19 protein-coding genes are annotated in these 17,014 nt (G+C 74.3%); 9 read left to right on the top strand and 10 right to left on the bottom strand.

Annotated elements, in window-relative coordinates:
- The first annotated feature begins 8 nt into the window (after positions 1-8).
- The 3 genes from ACZ6O2_RS05515 (at position 9) to ACZ6O2_RS05505 (ending at position 1,929) form a co-directional block, all read left to right on the top strand.
- Positions 9-404, top strand: a complete 396-nt coding sequence (locus ACZ6O2_RS05515; protein ID WP_350682093.1) for a response regulator — start codon at positions 9-11, stop codon at positions 402-404.
- Between the two features lie 85 nt (positions 405-489).
- Positions 490-1,536 (top strand): anthranilate phosphoribosyltransferase, encoded by a 1,047-nt coding sequence (gene trpD, locus ACZ6O2_RS05510; RefSeq protein WP_466022105.1) that lies wholly within the window; start codon positions 490-492, stop codon positions 1,534-1,536.
- A gap of 186 nt (positions 1,537-1,722) precedes the next feature.
- Positions 1,723-1,929, top strand: a complete 207-nt coding sequence (locus tag ACZ6O2_RS05505; protein WP_350707937.1) for a hypothetical protein — start codon at positions 1,723-1,725, stop codon at positions 1,927-1,929.
- Between the two features lie 267 nt (positions 1,930-2,196).
- Here ACZ6O2_RS05505 and ACZ6O2_RS05500 read toward each other — a convergent pair whose 3' ends face one another.
- On the bottom strand, positions 2,197-2,625 hold the full coding sequence (locus tag ACZ6O2_RS05500) for a cytochrome c oxidase subunit 4 (RefSeq protein ID WP_350707936.1): 429 nt from the start codon (positions 2,623-2,625) through the stop codon (positions 2,197-2,199).
- A gap of 10 nt (positions 2,626-2,635) precedes the next feature.
- Positions 2,636-3,607, bottom strand: a complete 972-nt coding sequence (ctaC, locus tag ACZ6O2_RS05495) for an aa3-type cytochrome oxidase subunit II (protein ID WP_350707934.1) — start codon at positions 3,605-3,607, stop codon at positions 2,636-2,638.
- A 198-nt stretch (positions 3,608-3,805) separates the two neighbouring features.
- Between ctaC and ACZ6O2_RS05490 the strand changes: the two genes are divergently transcribed.
- Positions 3,806-4,957, top strand: a complete 1,152-nt coding sequence (locus ACZ6O2_RS05490; protein ID WP_466022104.1) for a cysteine desulfurase family protein — start codon at positions 3,806-3,808, stop codon at positions 4,955-4,957.
- On the top strand, positions 4,954-5,187 hold the full coding sequence (locus tag ACZ6O2_RS05485) for a sulfurtransferase TusA family protein (protein ID WP_466022103.1): 234 nt from the start codon (positions 4,954-4,956) through the stop codon (positions 5,185-5,187). The genes ACZ6O2_RS05490 and ACZ6O2_RS05485 overlap by 4 nt, the downstream gene beginning before the upstream one ends.
- Before the next feature lie 62 nt (positions 5,188-5,249).
- On the opposite strand, the gene ACZ6O2_RS05480 is transcribed toward ACZ6O2_RS05485, so the two are convergent.
- The 3 genes from ACZ6O2_RS05480 to ACZ6O2_RS05470 form a co-directional block, all read right to left on the bottom strand.
- A complete protein-coding gene (locus ACZ6O2_RS05480; protein ID WP_350707929.1) occupies positions 5,250-6,227 on the bottom strand; it encodes a carbohydrate kinase family protein in 978 nt (325 codons plus the stop codon).
- A gap of 174 nt (positions 6,228-6,401) precedes the next feature.
- On the bottom strand, positions 6,402-6,770 hold the full coding sequence (erpA, locus tag ACZ6O2_RS05475) for an iron-sulfur cluster insertion protein ErpA (RefSeq protein WP_091104634.1): 369 nt from the start codon (positions 6,768-6,770) through the stop codon (positions 6,402-6,404).
- Between the two features lie 236 nt (positions 6,771-7,006).
- On the bottom strand, positions 7,007-8,146 hold the full coding sequence (locus ACZ6O2_RS05470) for a glycerate kinase family protein (protein ID WP_350708034.1): 1,140 nt from the start codon (positions 8,144-8,146) through the stop codon (positions 7,007-7,009).
- Positions 8,147-8,214: 68 nt separating this feature from the next.
- Here ACZ6O2_RS05470 and nadA point away from each other — a divergent pair, with 68 nt between their 5' ends.
- The 3 genes from nadA to ACZ6O2_RS05455 all read left to right on the top strand — a co-directional run bounded on the left by nadA (position 8,215) and on the right by ACZ6O2_RS05455 (position 11,661).
- Positions 8,215-9,414, top strand: coding sequence for a quinolinate synthase NadA (nadA, locus tag ACZ6O2_RS05465; protein WP_466022219.1), 1,200 nt, complete (start codon positions 8,215-8,217; stop codon positions 9,412-9,414).
- Between the two features lie 209 nt (positions 9,415-9,623).
- Positions 9,624-10,979 (top strand): UDP-N-acetylglucosamine 1-carboxyvinyltransferase, encoded by a 1,356-nt coding sequence (gene murA, locus ACZ6O2_RS05460; protein ID WP_350707925.1) that lies wholly within the window; start codon positions 9,624-9,626, stop codon positions 10,977-10,979.
- Between the two features lie 73 nt (positions 10,980-11,052).
- Positions 11,053-11,661 (top strand): DUF3043 domain-containing protein, encoded by a 609-nt coding sequence (locus ACZ6O2_RS05455; protein WP_350707923.1) that lies wholly within the window; start codon positions 11,053-11,055, stop codon positions 11,659-11,661.
- Between the two features lie 69 nt (positions 11,662-11,730).
- On the opposite strand, the gene ACZ6O2_RS05450 is transcribed toward ACZ6O2_RS05455, so the two are convergent.
- Complete coding sequence (locus tag ACZ6O2_RS05450) at positions 11,731-12,039, bottom strand: AzlD domain-containing protein (RefSeq protein ID WP_350707921.1); 309 nt, start codon at positions 12,037-12,039, stop codon at positions 11,731-11,733.
- Complete coding sequence (locus ACZ6O2_RS05445; protein WP_466022102.1) at positions 12,033-12,920, bottom strand: AzlC family ABC transporter permease; 888 nt, start codon at positions 12,918-12,920, stop codon at positions 12,033-12,035. Before ACZ6O2_RS05445 ends, ACZ6O2_RS05450 begins: the two co-directional genes overlap by 7 nt.
- A gap of 66 nt (positions 12,921-12,986) precedes the next feature.
- Between ACZ6O2_RS05445 and ACZ6O2_RS05440 the strand changes: the two genes are divergently transcribed.
- A complete protein-coding gene (locus ACZ6O2_RS05440) occupies positions 12,987-13,547 on the top strand; it encodes a helix-turn-helix domain-containing protein (RefSeq protein ID WP_466022101.1) in 561 nt (186 codons plus the stop codon).
- Positions 13,548-13,645: 98 nt separating this feature from the next.
- Here ACZ6O2_RS05440 and ACZ6O2_RS05435 read toward each other — a convergent pair whose 3' ends face one another.
- Genes ACZ6O2_RS05435 through ACZ6O2_RS05425 form a run of 3 tightly spaced genes read right to left on the bottom strand, consistent with a single transcriptional unit; the run spans position 13,646 to position 16,291 of the window.
- A complete protein-coding gene (locus tag ACZ6O2_RS05435) occupies positions 13,646-14,608 on the bottom strand; it encodes an ABC transporter ATP-binding protein (RefSeq protein WP_466022100.1) in 963 nt (320 codons plus the stop codon).
- The gene (locus ACZ6O2_RS05430; protein WP_350707914.1) at positions 14,605-15,447 is read right to left on the bottom strand and encodes an ABC transporter permease; all 843 of its coding nucleotides are present in this window, start codon (positions 15,445-15,447) and stop codon (positions 14,605-14,607) included. The genes ACZ6O2_RS05435 and ACZ6O2_RS05430 overlap by 4 nt, the downstream gene beginning before the upstream one ends.
- Positions 15,440-16,291, bottom strand: coding sequence for an ABC transporter permease (locus tag ACZ6O2_RS05425; RefSeq protein ID WP_350707912.1), 852 nt, complete (start codon positions 16,289-16,291; stop codon positions 15,440-15,442). Before ACZ6O2_RS05425 ends, ACZ6O2_RS05430 begins: the two co-directional genes overlap by 8 nt.
- Positions 16,292-17,014: the final 723 nt, after the last annotated feature.

The following is a 17,014-nucleotide window of genomic DNA, read 5'->3' as shown; positions in this document are numbered from 1 at the left end:
GTGTCGGCATGAGTGATCGTCTTTGCACCGTCCTGCTCTACAGCGACGACCCGCAGGTCCGTGACCGGATGCGGCTCGCCGTCGGCACGCGTCCCGCGCCCGGTCTGCGGATCGAGTTCGTCGACGCGTCCACCTACGCGGAGTGCGTCCGGCTCGTCGACGACTACGAGATCGACCTGCTGCTGCTCGACGGCGAGGCGACCCCGGGCGGCGGCATCGGCATCGCCCGGCAGATCAAGGACGACCGCGACGACGCTCCCCCGACCTGCGTGGTGATCGCCCGCGCCGCCGACCGATGGCTCGCGGCCTACGCCGAGGTCGACGCCACCCTGGTGCACCCGCTCGACCCGGTGACCACCGGCACCACGGTGGCCGAGCTGCTGCGGACGCACGCCCCCGCCTGACGTCCCCCGCTCCGGCCCCATCTCGGCGCCGGACCACCCGGCGCCGGTTCCATCCCACCCGCTTCGCACGCTCGGGAGGCCCGCCATGGGCGATCGGACCTGGCCGCACCTGCTCGCCGCGCTGCTGCGCGGGGAGGAGCTCTCCACCGCCGACACCGCCTGGGCGATGGGCGAGATCATGTCCGGCGCGGCCGCCCCGGCGCAGATCGCGGGCTTCGCCGTCGCGCTGCGCGCCAAGGGCGAGACCTCAGCCGAGCTGGCCGGCCTGGTGCAGGCGATGCTCGGCCGGGCGGTCGCGGTCGAGCTGCCCGAGGCGCTGCGGGACACCGCCCTCGACGTGGTCGGCACCGGCGGTGATCTCGCGCACACGGTCAACATCTCCACCATGGCCTCCCTCGTGGTGGCCGGCGCCGGGGTCCGGGTGGTCAAGCACGGCAACCGGGCGGCGTCCTCCTCCTGCGGCACGGCGGACGTGCTGGAATTCCTCGGCGTGCCGCTGGACCTGGGGCCGGAGGGGGTGGCCCGGTGCGTCGCGGAGGCCGGCATCGGCTTCTGCTTCGCGGCCCGGTACCACCCCGGCATGCGCCACGCCGGCCCGGTACGCCGGGAGATGGGCGTGCCCACCTTCTTCAACTTCCTCGGCCCGCTGACCAACCCGGCCCGGCCGCGGGCCGCCGCGGTCGGCTGCTTCGACCTCCGGATGGCCCCGGTGATGGCGGGCGTCTTCGCCGCCCGGGGCGACTCGGCTCTGGTGATGCGCGGCGAGGACGGGCTGGACGAGTTCACCACCGCCGCGCCGACCCGCGTCTGGGCCATCCAGGCAGGCACCGTCAGGGAGGCGCTGCTGGACGCGACCGACCTCGGGGTGCCCAGGGCCACCCTGGCCGACCTGCGGGGCGGAGACGCCGCGTACAACGCCGGCGTGGTGCGCCGGCTGCTGGCCGGCGAGACCGGCCCGGTGCGCGACGCCGTCCTGGTCAACGCGGCGGCGGCGCTGGCCACCCAGGGTCCGCTCGACGGCGACCTCACCGAGGCGTTGCGTGTCGGGATGGACCGGGCCGCCGAGTCCGTCGACTCCGGGGCCGCCGCCCGCGTCCTGGACCGCTGGATCGAGGCCGCCCGCGCCGACTGACCGCCGGCGGCCACCCCGGCGGCGCCGGGTGGCGTGCGGAAGTTGTCGGACCCGCGTGGGAAACTACAACTGAGTAGTTTTCCACTTCCATCATGCGCTGTTCACCACAGCACATCCGTCGTGCGCCGTGCGGCGCGGCAGTTCCGCCGTGCGCCCCCGACGGGATCGGAGCGAGAGGAGACGCCCGTGTCGGAGCGCGAGCTCTACTGCGCCACCTGCGAGGGCGTTCAGCCGTTCGAGGCACCGCCGTGCGTCGACGGCCACGGCGCCGACTGCCCCGAGCTGGCCTGCACGGGCTGCGGCGAGGCGCTGCTCGTCGCCACGTTCACCTTCCGGGCCCCGCGCTTGGCGCCGCGGCACCGCCAGCCGTCGCCCCACCGCCGCGCCGCCTGACCCGGCCCGCACCGCCTGAACTGTCGCCGCCCGACCCGGCCCGCGCCACTTGGGCTATCGCCGCCCGCGCCACATGGGCCACCGCCGCGCCGCCTGACCCGGCCCGCGCCGGCCCCACCGCCCCGACCGAGAGCGCGGCGCACACACGACCGGCCCCGGGCCCCCGGCCCTCGGAACCCCGCGCATCGGCGATCACGACACGAAGGCCCGCCTCCCCGAGGGGAGGCGGGCCTTCGTCACGTGCAGGAGGCCGTCGTCGGCCGCCGGTCAGTGCTCGGCGGTGCGCCGGGTGCCGCTGTAGTACTCGAACAGCAGGCCGCAGGCCGCGAAGATGACCGCCACGGCACCGACGCCCATCAGCCAGAACTGCCAGAACACCAGGCCGAAGCCGGAGATCGCGGCGGCCAGCGCCAGGCCGAACGGCCAGTAGCTGCCCGGGCTGAAGAAGCCGATCTCGCCCGCGCCGTCGGCGATCTCACCGTCCGGCCGGTCCTCCGGCCGCAGGTCGATCCGGCGCGAGACGAACCAGAAGAAGCCGCCGCACATCGCGCAGAGCAGGAAGCTCAGCAGCAGTGCGACCGTGCCGACCCACTCGACGTGGCCACCGGAGTCAGCGGCGGTCCAGCCCCCGTAGAGGGCGGTGGCGAAGAGCAGGAACCCGGCGATGACCAGGAAGATGCGCCACTCGGTCTTCATGCCAGCCCCCTCAGCTTCCCGTACCGGCCGGCGCGGTGTCCGGGTTGAAGTTGGCCTCGGTGCGACGGGTCTCGAACGGCCGCGTGGTCTGCGCGTACGGCTCCTCGCCGATGGCCGTCAGGGCCTCCTGCGTGGACTTGCCGTCCCGCTTGGCCGCCAGGAACTGGTCGTACTTCTCCGGCGAGACGACCCGCAGCTCGAAGTTCATGAACGCGTGGTAGCTGCCGCACAGCTCGGCGCAGCGGCCGACGAAGGCGCCCTCGGTGTCGAGCTTGGAGACCTCGAACACGTTGCGGATCTTGCCCGGCATGACGTCCCGCTTGAACAGCAGCTCCGGCACCCAGAAGGAGTGGATGACGTCGCGGCTGGTCTCCTCGAACCGGATGGACCGGTCGGTCGGGAGCACCAGGATCGGGATGACCTCGCTGGTGCCGAGCACCGAGGCGACGGTGTTGGCGTCCTTGCCCTGGCCGTCGCGGTAGTTGAACTGCCAGTTCCACTTGAACGCGACCACCTCGACCGTGACGTCGGGGTTCTTGGTCGTCCGCACCACGTCGGTCTGCACGACCGCCGTGTAGTAGAAGAGCACGGAGACGATCAGGATCGGCGCGATGGTGTAGAGGAACTCCATCGGCATGTTGTAACGGGTCTGCACCGGCAGCTCGTTGCCCCGCTTGCGGTAGCGCACGATGCACCAGAAGATCAGGCCCCACACGAACACGCCGACCGCGAGCGCCGCGATGCACGAGGCGATCCACAGGTCGTACATCCGGTGGGACTCGGGCGAGATGCCGCCCTGCGGCCAGCCGAAGCCGCCGAACGCGGCACCGACGTCGCAGCCCGTGAGCAGGACCAGCAGCGCCGCCCCGCCGAGACCGAGCCCGGCGATCCGACCAGCACCACGCCCCCGGCGCCCACCGGCTCCTGGGGAAGCGCTGTGCCGTACGGCCGACGGCCGTACCTCCGAACTCCTTGCGACCACCTGGTCCTGCCTCCCTAGCGCGCCGCGGTGTCTGTTCTGTTCTGTTGGCCTCCGCCGGGGCGGAGCGACAGCACCGGCGGCAAAGGCGTCACCGACGGTCGCAGATTACTCGACCATGGCGGGCTCGACCGTCTTGGGGTCACTCTCCGCCCCCATCGGGGGGATCTTGGGCGTGCCGGCGCGATAGCGTTGGCTTCCGTGAGCGCTTCCCCGGTCTACCTGGACGCGGCCACCGCCGCGCCGCTGCACCCGGTCGCCCGACAGGCGCTGCTGGCCGCCCTCGACGACGGCTGGGCCGACCCCGGCAGGCTCTACACCCAGGCCCGCCGCGCCCGCCAACTGCTCGACGCCGCCCGCGAGGCCACCGCGCAGACGCTCGGCGTGCGCGCCGACGAGGTCTCCTTCACCCCCAGCGGTACGACGGCCGCGCACGCCGCCGTGCTCGGCGGCCTGGCCGGCCGGCGGCGGGTCGGCCCGGCCCTGGTGCACTCCGCGATCGAGCACTCGGCGGTGCTGCACGCCGCCGAGCAGCACGTCGCGGCCGGCGGCACGGCGACGTCGGTGCCGGTGGACCGGTGGGGCCGGCTGGACCTGGACGGCTGGGCGGCGGCGGTGCGGGCGCCGGGGGTGGCGCTGGGCGCGCTGATCGCCGCCAGCCACGAGGTCGGCACGCGCCAACCGGTCGCCGAGGCCGCGCGGGAGTGCGCCGAGGCCGGGGTGCCGCTGTTCGTGGACGCCGCCCAGGTGGTCGGCCGGGAGCCCGTGCCGGCGGGCTGGTCGGTGCTGACCGCCAGCGCGCACAAGTGGGGCGGCCCGCCCGGGGTGGGGCTGCTGGTGGTACGCAAGGGCACCCGGTGGGAGTCGCCCTGGCCGGCCGACGAGCGGGAGTCCGGGCGTACGCCGGGAACGCTCAACCTGCCGGCGGTGGTCGCGGCGGCGGCGAGCCTGCGCGCGGCGGCGGCCGACGCGACGGCCGAGGCGGCCCGGCTGGCGCCGCTGGTGGACCGGATCCGGGCCCGGGTGGCGGCGGAGGTGCCCGACGTGGAGGTGGTGGGTGATCCCGACGACCGCCTCCCGCACCTGGTGACGTTCTCCTGCCTGTACGTCGACGGCGAGGCCCTGCTGCACGCGCTGGACCGGCGCGGGTTCGCCGTCTCCTCCGGCTCCTCCTGCACCTCCTCCACGCTGCGCCCGTCGCACGTGCTGGAGGCGATGGGGGTGCTCTCGCACGGCAACGTGCGGGTCTCGCTGCACCGGGAGACGACGGAGACGGACGTGGAGCGGTTCCTCGCCGAGTTGCCCGACGTCGTGGCGCGGCTGCGCGCCGAGGCGGGGGTGGTGGGGCTGTGACGGCGCCGGCGGAGATCCTCGACTGCCGTGGTCAGCGCTGCCCGCTGCCCGTGATCGCGGTGGCCCGGCGGCTGCCCGAGCTGCCCGTCGGCACGGTGGTGCGGCTGCTGGCCGACGACCCGGCGGCGGCGGTGGACGTCCCGGCCTGGTGCCGGATGCGCGGCCACGAGTTCCTCGGCACGGTCACCGGCCCCGACGGCCCCGCCTTCGACGTCCGCCGCCTCCACTGAGCGGTGTCAGGAAGGGCACCCGGTCAACGCGGAAGGGCCCTTCCCGACACCGGGGGCGGGGGTTACGGCAACAGGTGCGGCCGGACGTCCTCGGCGGCCACGTCGCCGTACGACTCGGCCATCCGCTTGACGAACAGGTCGCGGCGGACCTCGTACTCCTGCGTGCCCACGGTCTCCAGCACCAGCGTGGCGAGCAGGGAGCCCACCTGGGCGGCCCGCTCCAGCCCGAGGCCCCAGGACAGCGCGGTGAAGAAGCCGGCCCGGAAGCCGTCGCCGACCCCGGTGGGGTCGACCGCCCGGATCTCCCGCGCGATCGGCACGTGGATCGGGTCGATGTCGCGCCCGGCGATCTCCACGCCGTGCTTGCCCAGCGTGGTGACCCGGACCTTGACCCGGTCGAGCAGCTGCGCGTCGCTCAGCCCGGCCTTGCTCTGCAGCAGCGACTTCTCGTAGTCGTTGGTCATCAGGTAGTCGGCGCCCTCGATCAGCGCGACGACGTCCTCGCCGTCCATCCGGGCGAGCTGCTGGGACGGGTCGGCGGCGAAGGGGTATCCCCGCTCCCGGCACTCGGCGGAGTGCCGCAGCATCGCCGCCGGGTCGTTCGCGCCGACCAGGACCAGGTCGAGCCCGTCGAGGCGGCGGGCCACCGGCTCCAGCTCGATGTTGCGGGCCTCGCTCATCGCGCCGGCGTAGAACGAGGCGATCTGGCACATGTCGGTGTCCGTGGTGCAGACGAACCGGGCGGTGTGCGCCACCTCGCTGACGTGCACCGAGTCGCAGTCGACCCCGTGCCGCTCCAGCCAGGAGCGGTAGTCGGCGAAGTCCGCGCCGACCGCGCCGACCAGCACCGGGCGCAGGCCGAGCTGTCCCATGCCGAAGGCGATGTTCGCCGCCACGCCGCCGCGACGCAGCACCAGGTCGTCCACCAGGAAGGAGAGCGACACCTTGTGCAGCTGGTCGGCGATGAACTGGTCGGCGAAGCGGCCGGGGAAGCTCATCAGGTGGTCGGTGGCGATCGAGCCGGTCACGGCGATCTTCATGTCAACCCTCGGGGTCGGGAGCAGGGCGCCGGTCAGCCTACCGGTCCGGCCCCCTCAGGATGACCCGTCGGTCCGGCCCCGGTCATCTTCTCGGCTTGCGCTACCGCGCCCGAACGCGGCAGCGGGGCCGCCCCGAGGGGACGGCCCCGCTGGTCGCGAGCGGAGGTGGGCGGCTCAGCTGAACGAGTCGCCACAGGCGCAGGAGTTGCCCGCGTTGGGGTTGTCGATGGTGAAGCCCTGGGCGTCGATGCGGTCGGCGAAGTCGATGGTGGCGCCGGCCAGGTAGGGGGCGCTCATCCGGTCGACGACGACCTCGACGCCGTCGAAGTCGGTGACGACGTCACCGTCGAGCGAGCGCTCGTCGAAGAAGAGCTGGTACCGCAGGCCGGAGCAGCCACCCGGCTGCACGGCGACCCGGAGCCGCAGGTCGTCGCGGCCCTCCTGCTCGATCAGGGCCTTGACCTTCTGCGCCGCGACGTCGGTGAGGACGACGGACGTGGGGGCCTTGGCCTCGGTCGACTCGGTCTGCGCTGGCGTGGTCACGTGAAATCTCCCTGCGCGGTTGGGTCCGGACGCACTGGCCAACATCTCACGTCGCCCAGCCATTCCCGGTGTGGTCCAGATCCGATGGTACGCCGCTGCGACCGGCCTCACCCGCCGCCGTGACACGGGCCGCCGCAGCCGGCGCGCCGACGGACCCGATCGGGCGGCGGGCGAGCGACTCCCGGCCGCGCGACGCGCACGGCGGGCCCGCCCGTCAGGTCACGCCCGCGGGCCGGTCAGCGGCTCCACTGCCGGGCCAGCCGGGCGCCGAGCGCCCGCAGCCCCTCGGCCGGGCGCTCCAGCGCGGCGGCCAGCCCGCCGCGCTCCTCGCCCCCGAAGTGCTCCACCAGGCTGTACGCGTCGGTCACCCCGGCCGCGCCCGCCTCCCGCCGGCCGGTGCTCACCTGGCCGGCCAGCACCACGCAGGGCAGGCCCCGGTCCCGGGCGGCGCCGGCCACCCCGGCCACCACCTTGCCGCGCAGCGACTGGTGGTCGAACGAGCCCTCCCCGGTGACCACCAGGTCGACGGCGTCCAGGGCGGCGTCCAGCCCGATCGCCCGGGTGACCAGGCCGATGCCCGACTCGCAGTGCCCGCCCAGCGCCAGGACGGCCGCGCCGAGGCCCCCGGCCGCGCCGCCGCCGGGCAGGGCGCCCAGCCGGTCGGGGCAGCCGGGCAGGTCCCGCTCCAGCACGGCGGCGAAGCGCTCCAGCGCGGCGTCGAGCAGCAGCACGTCCGCCCGGTCGGCGCCCTTCTGCGGGCCGAACACGTTACTCGCCCCGTGCAGGCCGAGCAGCGGATTGTCCACGTCGGTGGCGGCCACCAGCCGGGCGTCGCGCAGCCGGGGCGCCCCGTCGAGCGCGACCGCGGCGGCCAGCGCCGCGCCGCCGTACGGCAGCGCCCGGCCCCCGTCGTCCAGCGGGGTCACGCCGAGCGCGGTGAGCATCCCCGCGCCGCCGTCGTTGGTGCCGGAGCCGCCCAGGCCGATCACCACCGTGCGGGCGCCGGCCTCCACGGCGGCGGCGACCAGCACCCCCAGGCCGTACGAGGTGGTGGTCTTCGGGTCGCGCTCGCCCGCGTCGAGCAGGTGCAGGCCGCACGCCTGGGCGCTCTCCAGCCAGGCGGTCGTCCCGCCGTCGGTGAGCAGGATCTCACCGGCCACCGGGCGGCCCAGCGGGTCGACGGTCGGCACCGGGATCCGGCGCCCGCCGAGCGCGTCGCCGAGCACGTCGAGGAAGCCCGGCCCGCCGTCGGACAGCGGCCGGACGTGCAGGTCGTCGCCGGGAGCCACCTCGCGCCAGCCGGCGGCCACGGCGTCGGCGACCTCCGGGGCCGACAGGGTGCCGGCGAACTTGTCCGGGCAGAGCAGCACGCGCATGCCGAGCAGTGTGGCAGCCCACACCGGTGGAGGCTGCGCTCAGGCCACCCTGTGGGACCATGGGGTACGTGACTTCGACCTGGGTGGAACCCTCCAACACGGCAACGGCACTGCTGCTGCTCGGCCGGGGCAGCGACCCCGCCACCGAGCGTGGCGTCGAGTGTCCGGGTGACCTTCCGGCGCCCAGCGACCCGGACCTGGTGGCCCGGGCGGCGGCGGCGAAGGCGAAGCTGGGCAGCAAGGTCTTCGTGCTGGGGCACCACTACCAGCGCGACGAGGTGATCCAGTTCGCCGACGTCACCGGCGACTCGTTCAAGCTGGCCCGCGAGGCGGCGGCCCGCCCCGACGCGGAGTACATCGTCTTCTGCGGCGTGCACTTCATGGCCGAGAGCGCCGACATCCTCACCTCGGACGCGCAGAAGGTCGTCCTGCCGGACCTGGCCGCCGGCTGCTCGATGGCGGACATGGCGGTGCTGTCGCAGGTCGAGAAGGCCTGGGACGTGCTGACCGACCTGGGCATCGCGGAGCAGACCGTCCCGGTCACCTACATGAACTCCTCGGCGGACATCAAGGGCTTCGTCGGCCGCAACGGCGGCGTGGTCTGCACCTCGTCGAACGCGAAGCGGGCGCTGGACTGGGCGTACCAGCAGGGGTCGAAGGTGCTCTTCCTGCCCGACCAGCACCTGGGCCGCAACACGGCGGTGCGGGAGATGGGCTTCGCGCTGGACGACTGCGTGCTCTACGACCCGCACAAGCCGAACGGCGGGCTCACCCCGGAGCAGCTGCGCGACGCGAAGATGATCCTGTGGCGGGGGCACTGCTCGGTGCACGGCCGGTTCACCCTCGACAGCGTGAACGACGTGCGGGAGCGGGTGCCGGGGGTGAACGTGCTGGTCCACCCGGAGTGCCGGCACGAGGTGGTCAGCGCCGCGGACTTCGTCGGCTCGACGGAATACATCATCAAGGCCATCGAGGCGGCCCCGGCCGGCTCGGCGTGGGCGGTCGGCACCGAGCTGAACCTGGTCCGCCGGCTCGCGCTGGCCCACCCCGACAAGCAGATCATGTTCCTGGACAAGGCGGTCTGCTACTGCTCGACGATGAACCGGATCGACCTGCCCCACCTGGTCTGGGCGCTGGAGGAGCTGGTGGCCGGCCGGGTGGTGAACCAGATCACGGTCGACCCGGACACCGCGCACCACGCCCGGGTGGCGCTGGACCAGATGCTCGCCCTGCCCGGGGCCGACACCCCGCCGCCCGCGGCGAGCTGATCACTCTCGGTAGCACCACTGGTACGGAAATGGGCCCGATCACCGATTAGTGCCCTCAGGGGCGATCTGACCGGGTCCATTTACGTCACGGAGGGCTATGCTGCCGGGGCGACGACGCACGCGGCCGTTTCGACATGACCGCATTCCGGGTAGCGAAGACCTCGCGAGCCCACCATCAACACGGCAGCACCGACGCGCTGGAGGTTGCGTTGACCGACGACGTCCTGGTCGTACACGGAGGCACTCCGCTGGAAGGGCGGATCCGCGTGCGCGGCGCGAAGAACCTGGTCTCGAAGGCGATGGTCGCCGCACTGCTGGGCGACAGCCCGAGCCGACTGTTCGACGTGCCGAAGATCCGTGACGTCGAGGTCGTCCGGGGCCTGCTCGGCCTGCACGGCGTGAAGGTCAGCGACGGCGAGGAGGACGGCGAGCTCGTCTTCGACCCCGCGAACGTGGAGAGCGCGAGCACGGACCAGATCAACGTGCACGCGGGCTCCAGCCGGATCCCGATCCTGTTCTGCGGGCCGCTGCTGCACCGCCTCGGCCACGCCTTCATCCCGGACCTGGGCGGCTGCCACATCGGGCCGCGCCCGATCGACTTCCACCTCCAGGCGCTGCGCGAGTTCGGGGCGACGGTCGAGAAGACCCCGGAGGGCCTGCACCTGTCGGCGCCGAACGGGCTGCACGGCACCAAGTTCTCGCTGCCGTACCCGAGCGTCGGGGCGACCGAGCAGGTGCTGCTGACGGCGGTGATGGCCGAGGGCGTCACCGAGCTGCGCAACGCGGCGGTGGAGCCGGAGATCATCGACCTGATCTGCGTCCTGCAGAAGATGGGCGCGATCATCAAGGTGCACACCGACCGGGTGATCGAGATCCAGGGTGTGCCGAAGCTGCACGGCTACACGCACCGGCCGATCCCGGACCGGATCGAGGCGGCGAGCTGGGCCGCGGCGGCGCTGGCGACCCGCGGTCACGTCGAGGTCCTCGGCGCGCAGCAGGCCGACATGATGACGTTCCTGAACATCTTCCGCTCGGTCGGCGGCGAGTACGAGGTCACCGACGCCCGGCCGCCGAAGCTGGGCGACCCTGGCCAGGAGGGCGGCATCCGGTTCTGGCACCCGGGCGGCGAGCTGAAGTCGGTGGCCCTGGAGACCGACGTGCACCCGGGCTTCATGACCGACTGGCAGCAGCCCCTGGTGGTGGCGCTCACCCAGGCCCGGGGCCTGTCCATCGTCCACGAGACGGTCTACGAGCAGCGACTGGGCTACACCGAGGCGCTCAACTCGATGGGCGCGAACATCCAGGTCTACCGGGACTGCCTGGGCGGCACCCCGTGCCGCTTCGGCCGGCGCAACTTCAAGCACTCCGCGGTGATCGCGGGGCCGAGCAAGCTGCACGCCGCCGACCTGGTCATCCCTGACCTGCGGGCCGGTTTCAGCCACCTGATCGCCGCGCTGGCGGCCGAGGGCACCTCCCGGGTCTACGGCGTCGACCTGATCAACCGGGGCTACGAGGACTTCGAGGCGAAGCTCGCCGACCTCGGCGCGCACGTCGAGCGTCCGTAACGTCGACCACTCCCGACCGCGCCCGGTGCACCGCGATGTGCACCGGGCGCCGTCGTTTGGCTACCCTTTCCGCGTGCCGTCGCTGTTTCGCCGCAAGTCCACCGACCTCGTCGACGAGGCCGTCACCCCGGTGACGCCCGACGAGGAGTCCTCGACCGCCCAGCCCCGGGGCTACACCCCGAGCAAGAAGGAGCTGGGCAAGGTCACGCCGAAGCGGCCCAGCGCCGGCCGCCGACCGGCCGCGGCCACCAAGCCGCTGACCAAGGAGGAGGCGCGGGAGCGCCGGCGCCAACTGCGCGCGGAGTCGGCGGCGGAGTTCCGCCGCGAGGGTGGGCCCCGTGACCGCGGCCCCGAGCGGCTGCTGGCCCGCAACGTGGTCGACTCCCGGCGTACGGTCGGCACCTGGTTCTTCGGCGGCGCGCTGATCGTGCTGATCGGCTCGAACGCGGCGATGCCCCCGATCGTCCGCCTGGTCTCCAACATCCTCTGGGGCGCGCTCGCGCTAGGTGTGGTGGTCGACTCGTTCCTGATCTCCCGCAAGATCCGCAAGCTGGTCCGGGAGCGCTTCCCGAACACCGGGCAGCGGATGGGCTCGCTCTACCTCTACGCCATCATGCGGTCGATCACCTTCCGCCGGATGCGCGCGCCCGAGCCCCGGGTCAACATCGGCGACCCGGTCTGACCCGCCGCACCGACGGCCCCTCCCGCACCGCGGCGAGGGGCCGTTCGTCGTCAGCGGACCGGGTAGGGCCTACGGCACGCCGAGCAGGCGGAGCAGCGCGGTGGTGCCGGCGGCGGCAAGCACCACCAGCACGAACGGCGCCCGCCGCCAGGCCAGCAGCACGCCGACCAGCACGCCCAGCGGCCGGGCCCAGCCGGCGAACCGGCCGGCCTCGGTCAGCGCGGCGGTGGCGCCCAGCGCGGCCAGCAGGGCGGCGGCGCCGACCGGCAGCAGCCGCCGGGACCACTCCGGCAGGTCGAGCCGGTCGCGCAGCAGCACCCCGGCGACCCGGAAGCCGTACGTCCCGGCGGCCAGCGCCACGATCACGGCGATCAGCACGGCCCCTCCCCCGCCCGGCCGACCCGCACGGACCCGCCCCGCGGTGTCCGCTCCCCCGCCCGCACCGGCTCCCCCACCCCGCCCGGCGGCTCGACGGCGGCCCCCGGGACCGTTCCGCCGCCCGCGACCGGCGCGTTCGGCGTCCGGCTGCCGCCCACGACCGGCGCGTTCGGCGTGGCGCTGCCGCTCGCGTTCGCGGCCCGCCGACCACGGCGTACGGCGGCGACGGCCAGCACGGCCGGGCCGGCGAGCGCCAGCAGCACCGGCAGCCCGGCCGGCAGCAGCGGGGTGGCCAGCACCGCCAGCACCGCGCCGGCCAGCGCCACCCGCCGGGTGTCGCGGTCGCGCAGCGCCGGCAGCAGCAGCGCGATCAGTCCGGCCGGGAACGCCGCGTCCAGGCCGAACGCGGCGGGGTCGCCGACCACGCCGCCGGCGAGCACCCCGAGCACGGTCCCCACGTTCCAGGCCAGGAAGAGCAGGGTGCCGGCGAGCCAGAACGCCCGCCGGCGCGCGTTCCCGGCGGGGCGGGCCAGCGCGAAGGCGGTCGCCTCGTCGGTCATCAGGTGGCTGCCGAGCAGCCGGCGCCACAGCGGGCGGCCGATGCTGTCGGCCAGCGCCAGCCCGAACGGCAGGTGCCGCGCGTTGAGCAGCAGGCCGGCGAGGACCGCCGCGAGCGGACTCCCGGTGGCCACCAGCCCGACCGCCATGAACTGCGCGCCGCCGGCGTAGACCAGCACGGACATGACGACGGCCGCCCAGCCCGGCAGGCCGGCGGCCACCGCCACCGCGCCGAACGAGGCGCCGACCGCGACCATCGCCGCCCCGATGGCGGCGACGTCGCGGACTGCCGCGCCCTCGACCGTTCGCTGTACCGTACGCATGGTCCATCATGATGAACGCGCCGCATCTGTTCGTCAAACCGAACAGACGGAACATTGGAGCGAACAATGTCCGCCGACCCGACTCCCCCGCTGGCCACCATCGCCGTCGCGCTCCGCCGCGAGCGCGACCGCGTCGGCATCTCGCTCACCGAGCTCGCCCGCCGGGCCGGCATCGCCAAGTCCACCCTCTCCCAGCTGGAATCCGGGGTCGGGAACCCCAGCGTGGAGACCCTCTGGGCGCTTGGGGTGGCGCTCGGCGTGCCGTTCAGCCGGCTGGTCGAGCCGCCGGCGGCCGCCGTCCGGGTCGTGCGGGCCGGCGACGGCCCCCGGATCCGCTCCGAGCACGCCGACCTCACCGCGACGCTGCTCGCCGCCGGCACGGCCCACATCCGCCGCGACGTCTACCTGCTCGAGCTGGAGCCCGGGACGGTGCGCACCGCCGAGTCGCACACCCCACGCAGCGTCGAGCACATCGTGGTGGGCGCCGGGCGGCTGCGCGTCGGGCCGGAGGGCGACCTGGTGGAGCTCGGTCCGGGCGACTACGTGACCTTCCCCGGTGACGTGCCGCACCGCTACGAGGCGCTGGCCCCCGGCACCTTCGCCGTCCTGGTGATGGAACACCCCTGACCGCCCGGCCCGCCTCGCCTCCCGCGGCAGGAGCGGCCGCGGGCTCCCCGGCATCGGGCTCCGCTCACCCGGAGGCAGTCTCCACCGCGCGGAGGGGCTCAGCCACCCCGGTAGAGCCGGGCCACCACGTCCTCGATGTCCGGCTCGACGATCGAGACGTCCCGCAGCGAGCCCCGGGCGGCCAGGGCGGCCACCACCTCGGCCACACCCGCCGACTCCAGCGCGAAGGTCAACCGGTGCCCGTCGGCCTCCACCCGGTGCAGCGGCGCGCCGGGCAGCGCCGGCGGCTCGGGCAGCGGAGCCTCCAGGTCGGCGACGAGCAGCCGACGGGAGCCGTACCGCTCGTGCAACGCGGCGATCGACCCGTCGTGCACCACCCGGCCGTGGTCGACCACCACCAGGCGACGGCAGAGCCGCTCGATGTCGGCCAGGTCGTGGGTGGTGAGCACCAGCGTGGTGTCCCCGGCCCGGCCCAGCTCGCCGAGAAAGCCACGGACCGCCTGCTTGCTCACCACGTCCAGGCCGATCGTCGGCTCGTCGAGGAAGAGCACCTCGGGGCCGTGCAGCAGGGCGGCCGTCAGCTCGCCGCGCATCCGCTGCCCCAGGGACAACTGCCGGACCGGGGTGTCCAGGAAGGCGTCCAGGTCGAGCAGGCTCCGGCAGCGGCGCAGCCGGGCGGCGTGCGCGGCGGCCGGCACCCGGTAGACGTGCCGCAGCAAGGCGAACGACTCCCGCAGCGGCAGGTCCCACCAGAGCTGCGAGCGCTGGCCGAAGACGACGCCGATGCGCAGCGCGAGCCGGGTGCGCTGGGCGACCGGGCGCAGGCCGCAGACGCGTACCTCGCCGGCGGAGGGCGTCAGCACCCCGGTGAGCATCTTGAGCGTGGTGGACTTGCCCGCGCCGTTGGGCCCGATGTAGCCGAGCATCTCGCCCCGGGGCACCCGCAGGTCGACCCCGTCCACGGCGGTGACCCGACGCTTCTCCCGGCGCAGCCGGCCGGCCCGCACCCGGACCGTGAACTCCTTGCGCAGCCCGTCGGCCACGATGACGTCGTCGCTCACGACCCCGTACTCCGGTAGTGGCGGACGCCGGTGCGCCAGGCCGCCGCGGCCCCGGCGGCGGCGACCAGCGCGACGGCCGGCGCGGCCCAGCCGACCCAGGCCGGCAGGCCGAGCGGGTCGGCGCGGCCGAGCAGCGCCAGCGCCGGGTGGTAGCTGACGAAGGCGAAGCCCAGGCCGTACGCGAACACGGCGCGGAACCACCCACCGAACACGGTGACCGGGTACGAGGTGAAGTCCCGGCCGCCGTAGGTGACCGAATTGGCCAGCTCGCCCGAGTCGACCCACCAGAAGGAGACGGTGGCGGTGGCGACGAAGACCGCCCCGAAGAAGACCACGCCGGCCAGCGGGGCGAGGACCACCAGCAGCGCCCGCGCCGGGGTCCACTCGACGCCGGCCGAGCCGACCGCGACGACCAGCACGGCGAGCCCGAAGACCGCCCGGGACACCTTGCGCAGCGGCAGGTCCATGAGCAGCAGCTGCGGCAGCGCGCCGAGCGGGCGGACCAGCACGGCGTCGAACAGCCCCGTGCGCACGTAGCGGGGCAGTCGCTCGATGTTGCCCACCAGCAGGTCGGCGGTGGCGAACGCGCAGGTCGAGAGGCCGACGATCACCAGCGTCTCGCGGAGCGTGAAGCCGCCCAGTTCCCGCGTGACGCCGAAGATCACCAGCACGGTCAGCACGTCGAAGACGGTGGACCCGACGTTGCCGAGCACGTCGACCACGAACGAGGTCCGGTACGCCGTCTGCGACCGCGCCTGCGCCCCCAGCAGCGCCCGGTACGCGGCCAGCGCCCCGCCGCCGCGGCGCCGGACGGTCGGCGCCAGGGCCCCGTCAGCCACCCTGCACCACCAGGCGGCGTTCGGCGCGGCGCTGCACGAGCCGGCAGGCGGCCAGGACCAGCACCGCCCAGGCGAGCTGGAGGCCGACCAGCCCGACCTGGGTGCCGGTCGGGTCCCGCTCGACGAGCACGTCGAGCGGGGTCTGGAGCAGGCTCGGGAAGGGCGTGCCCAGCCAGAGGACGTGCTGGAGCCCCTCCGGCAGGAATCGCAGCGGGAAGTAGAGCCCGGCGAGCACCCCCGAGGCGAGGGTCCAGAGGATCATCGGCCCCCGGACGTCCTGCAACCAGTACGCGGTCGCGTTGACCAGGAACCGGCAGCCGAAGCAGAGCACCACGGCGGCGACGGCGGAGAGCGCGAAGAGTGGCAGGGTGGACCAGCGCCGGGGCACGTACACCTCGAAGAAGAGCGGCCCGACCAGCACCGGCGGGAGCAGCCGGACCAGGGCGGCGTGGCCGGCGCGGCCCAGGTCGGTGGCGAGGTGGCTGGTCACCGGGTGCACCGGCCGGAGCAGGTCGCTGGCGACGTCGCCGGTGCGGATCCGGTCCGCCAGGTCCGTCCACCCCCAGAGCAGGACGACGGCGAGCAGGCCCTGACCGACCCAGACGAAACTGGCGAGCTGGGTCCGGTCGTACCCGGCCACCGTGCCGGCGGCACCGGCCGCGGCGAGGAGGACGTAGCAGCGCAGGAAGCCGAAGACCGTGTTGGTGACGACGCCCGCCACGGTCGCCTGCCGATACGTGGCGTAACGTCGGAAGCCTGATCCGGTTATAGCCCTAAATGTCCGGAACCATAGGATAACGTTTGGGGCGGTGGGCAGTGCCACAGTGGCGGTGAGCGAGCCCACGCCGCTACCCTCCTTCCGCAGCCACGCCATGCCGGGACGGGCGACTCTACCGGCACGTGGGGCGCCCAGCGCGACAATTTGCAACGAGGTGACATCGCCGTGAGCGAGCGGACGCGAGCCGGCCACCGGGGCGCCGCCGTGAGCGAGCGGACGCGAGCCGGCCACCCCGGCGCGCCCGTTCACCGACGGCGCGTTACGGCCGTTCCGCTCACCCGCTGTGGCGACAGGTCGCCACGATGAGCCGCTACGCCGACCGGTGGCACGACACCGGCGAACCGTCCTGGATGGTCGAACCGACCAACGAGTGGCACCCCCAGTTCCCGGGCCAGCGCTACCCCGGCGACATCGGCATCCAGCACGCCCCGCCCGCGCCCCGGGGCCGGGCGGCCGCCGTCGGCCGCGCCGAGGTGCCCCCGCTCGCGCCGACCCGACCCGACGGGACCTACCTCGGCCGGTCCTGGGACGACGACCCCGACGGCTGGACCGGCCGGCAGGAAAGCTGGAGCGGCCCCCTTGGCGGCCCCGGCGGGCGGCGGCGCGACGACGAGCCGTACCGCCGGCCACACGCGGAGCCGACCTGGCCGGACGACCGGCAGCCGCCGCACCGGCAGGAGCCGCCGCACCGCAACGCCCGGGGCGGCTTCGACGGGCCCGGCCGCTCCGGCGCGGGCCGGCCGGTCGACTCCCCCCGGCCGCGCGACCACGCCGGCCACGACCGCTACG

The organism is Micromonospora sp. NPDC048040, from assembly GCF_055587185.1.
This window is presented reverse-complemented; position numbering and strand designations above follow the sequence as displayed.

Coding starts and splice junctions, on each gene's coding strand:
- trpD (WP_466022105.1), top strand. CDS start 490: ATGGGCGATCGGACCTGGCCGCACCTGCTCGCCGCGCTGCTGCGCGGG.
- ACZ6O2_RS05440 (WP_466022101.1), top strand. CDS start 12,987: ATGTCCGCCGACCCGACTCCCCCGCTGGCCACCATCGCCGTCGCGCTC.
- ACZ6O2_RS05480 (WP_350707929.1), bottom strand. CDS start 6,227: ATGAAGATCGCCGTGACCGGCTCGATCGCCACCGACCACCTGATGAGC.
- ACZ6O2_RS05515 (WP_350682093.1), top strand. CDS start 9: ATGAGTGATCGTCTTTGCACCGTCCTGCTCTACAGCGACGACCCGCAG.
- ACZ6O2_RS05470 (WP_350708034.1), bottom strand. CDS start 8,146: ATGCGCGTGCTGCTCTGCCCGGACAAGTTCGCCGGCACCCTGTCGGCC.
- ACZ6O2_RS05500 (WP_350707936.1), bottom strand. CDS start 2,625: ATGAAGACCGAGTGGCGCATCTTCCTGGTCATCGCCGGGTTCCTGCTC.
- ACZ6O2_RS05445 (WP_466022102.1), bottom strand. CDS start 12,920: ATGCGTACGGTACAGCGAACGGTCGAGGGCGCGGCAGTCCGCGACGTC.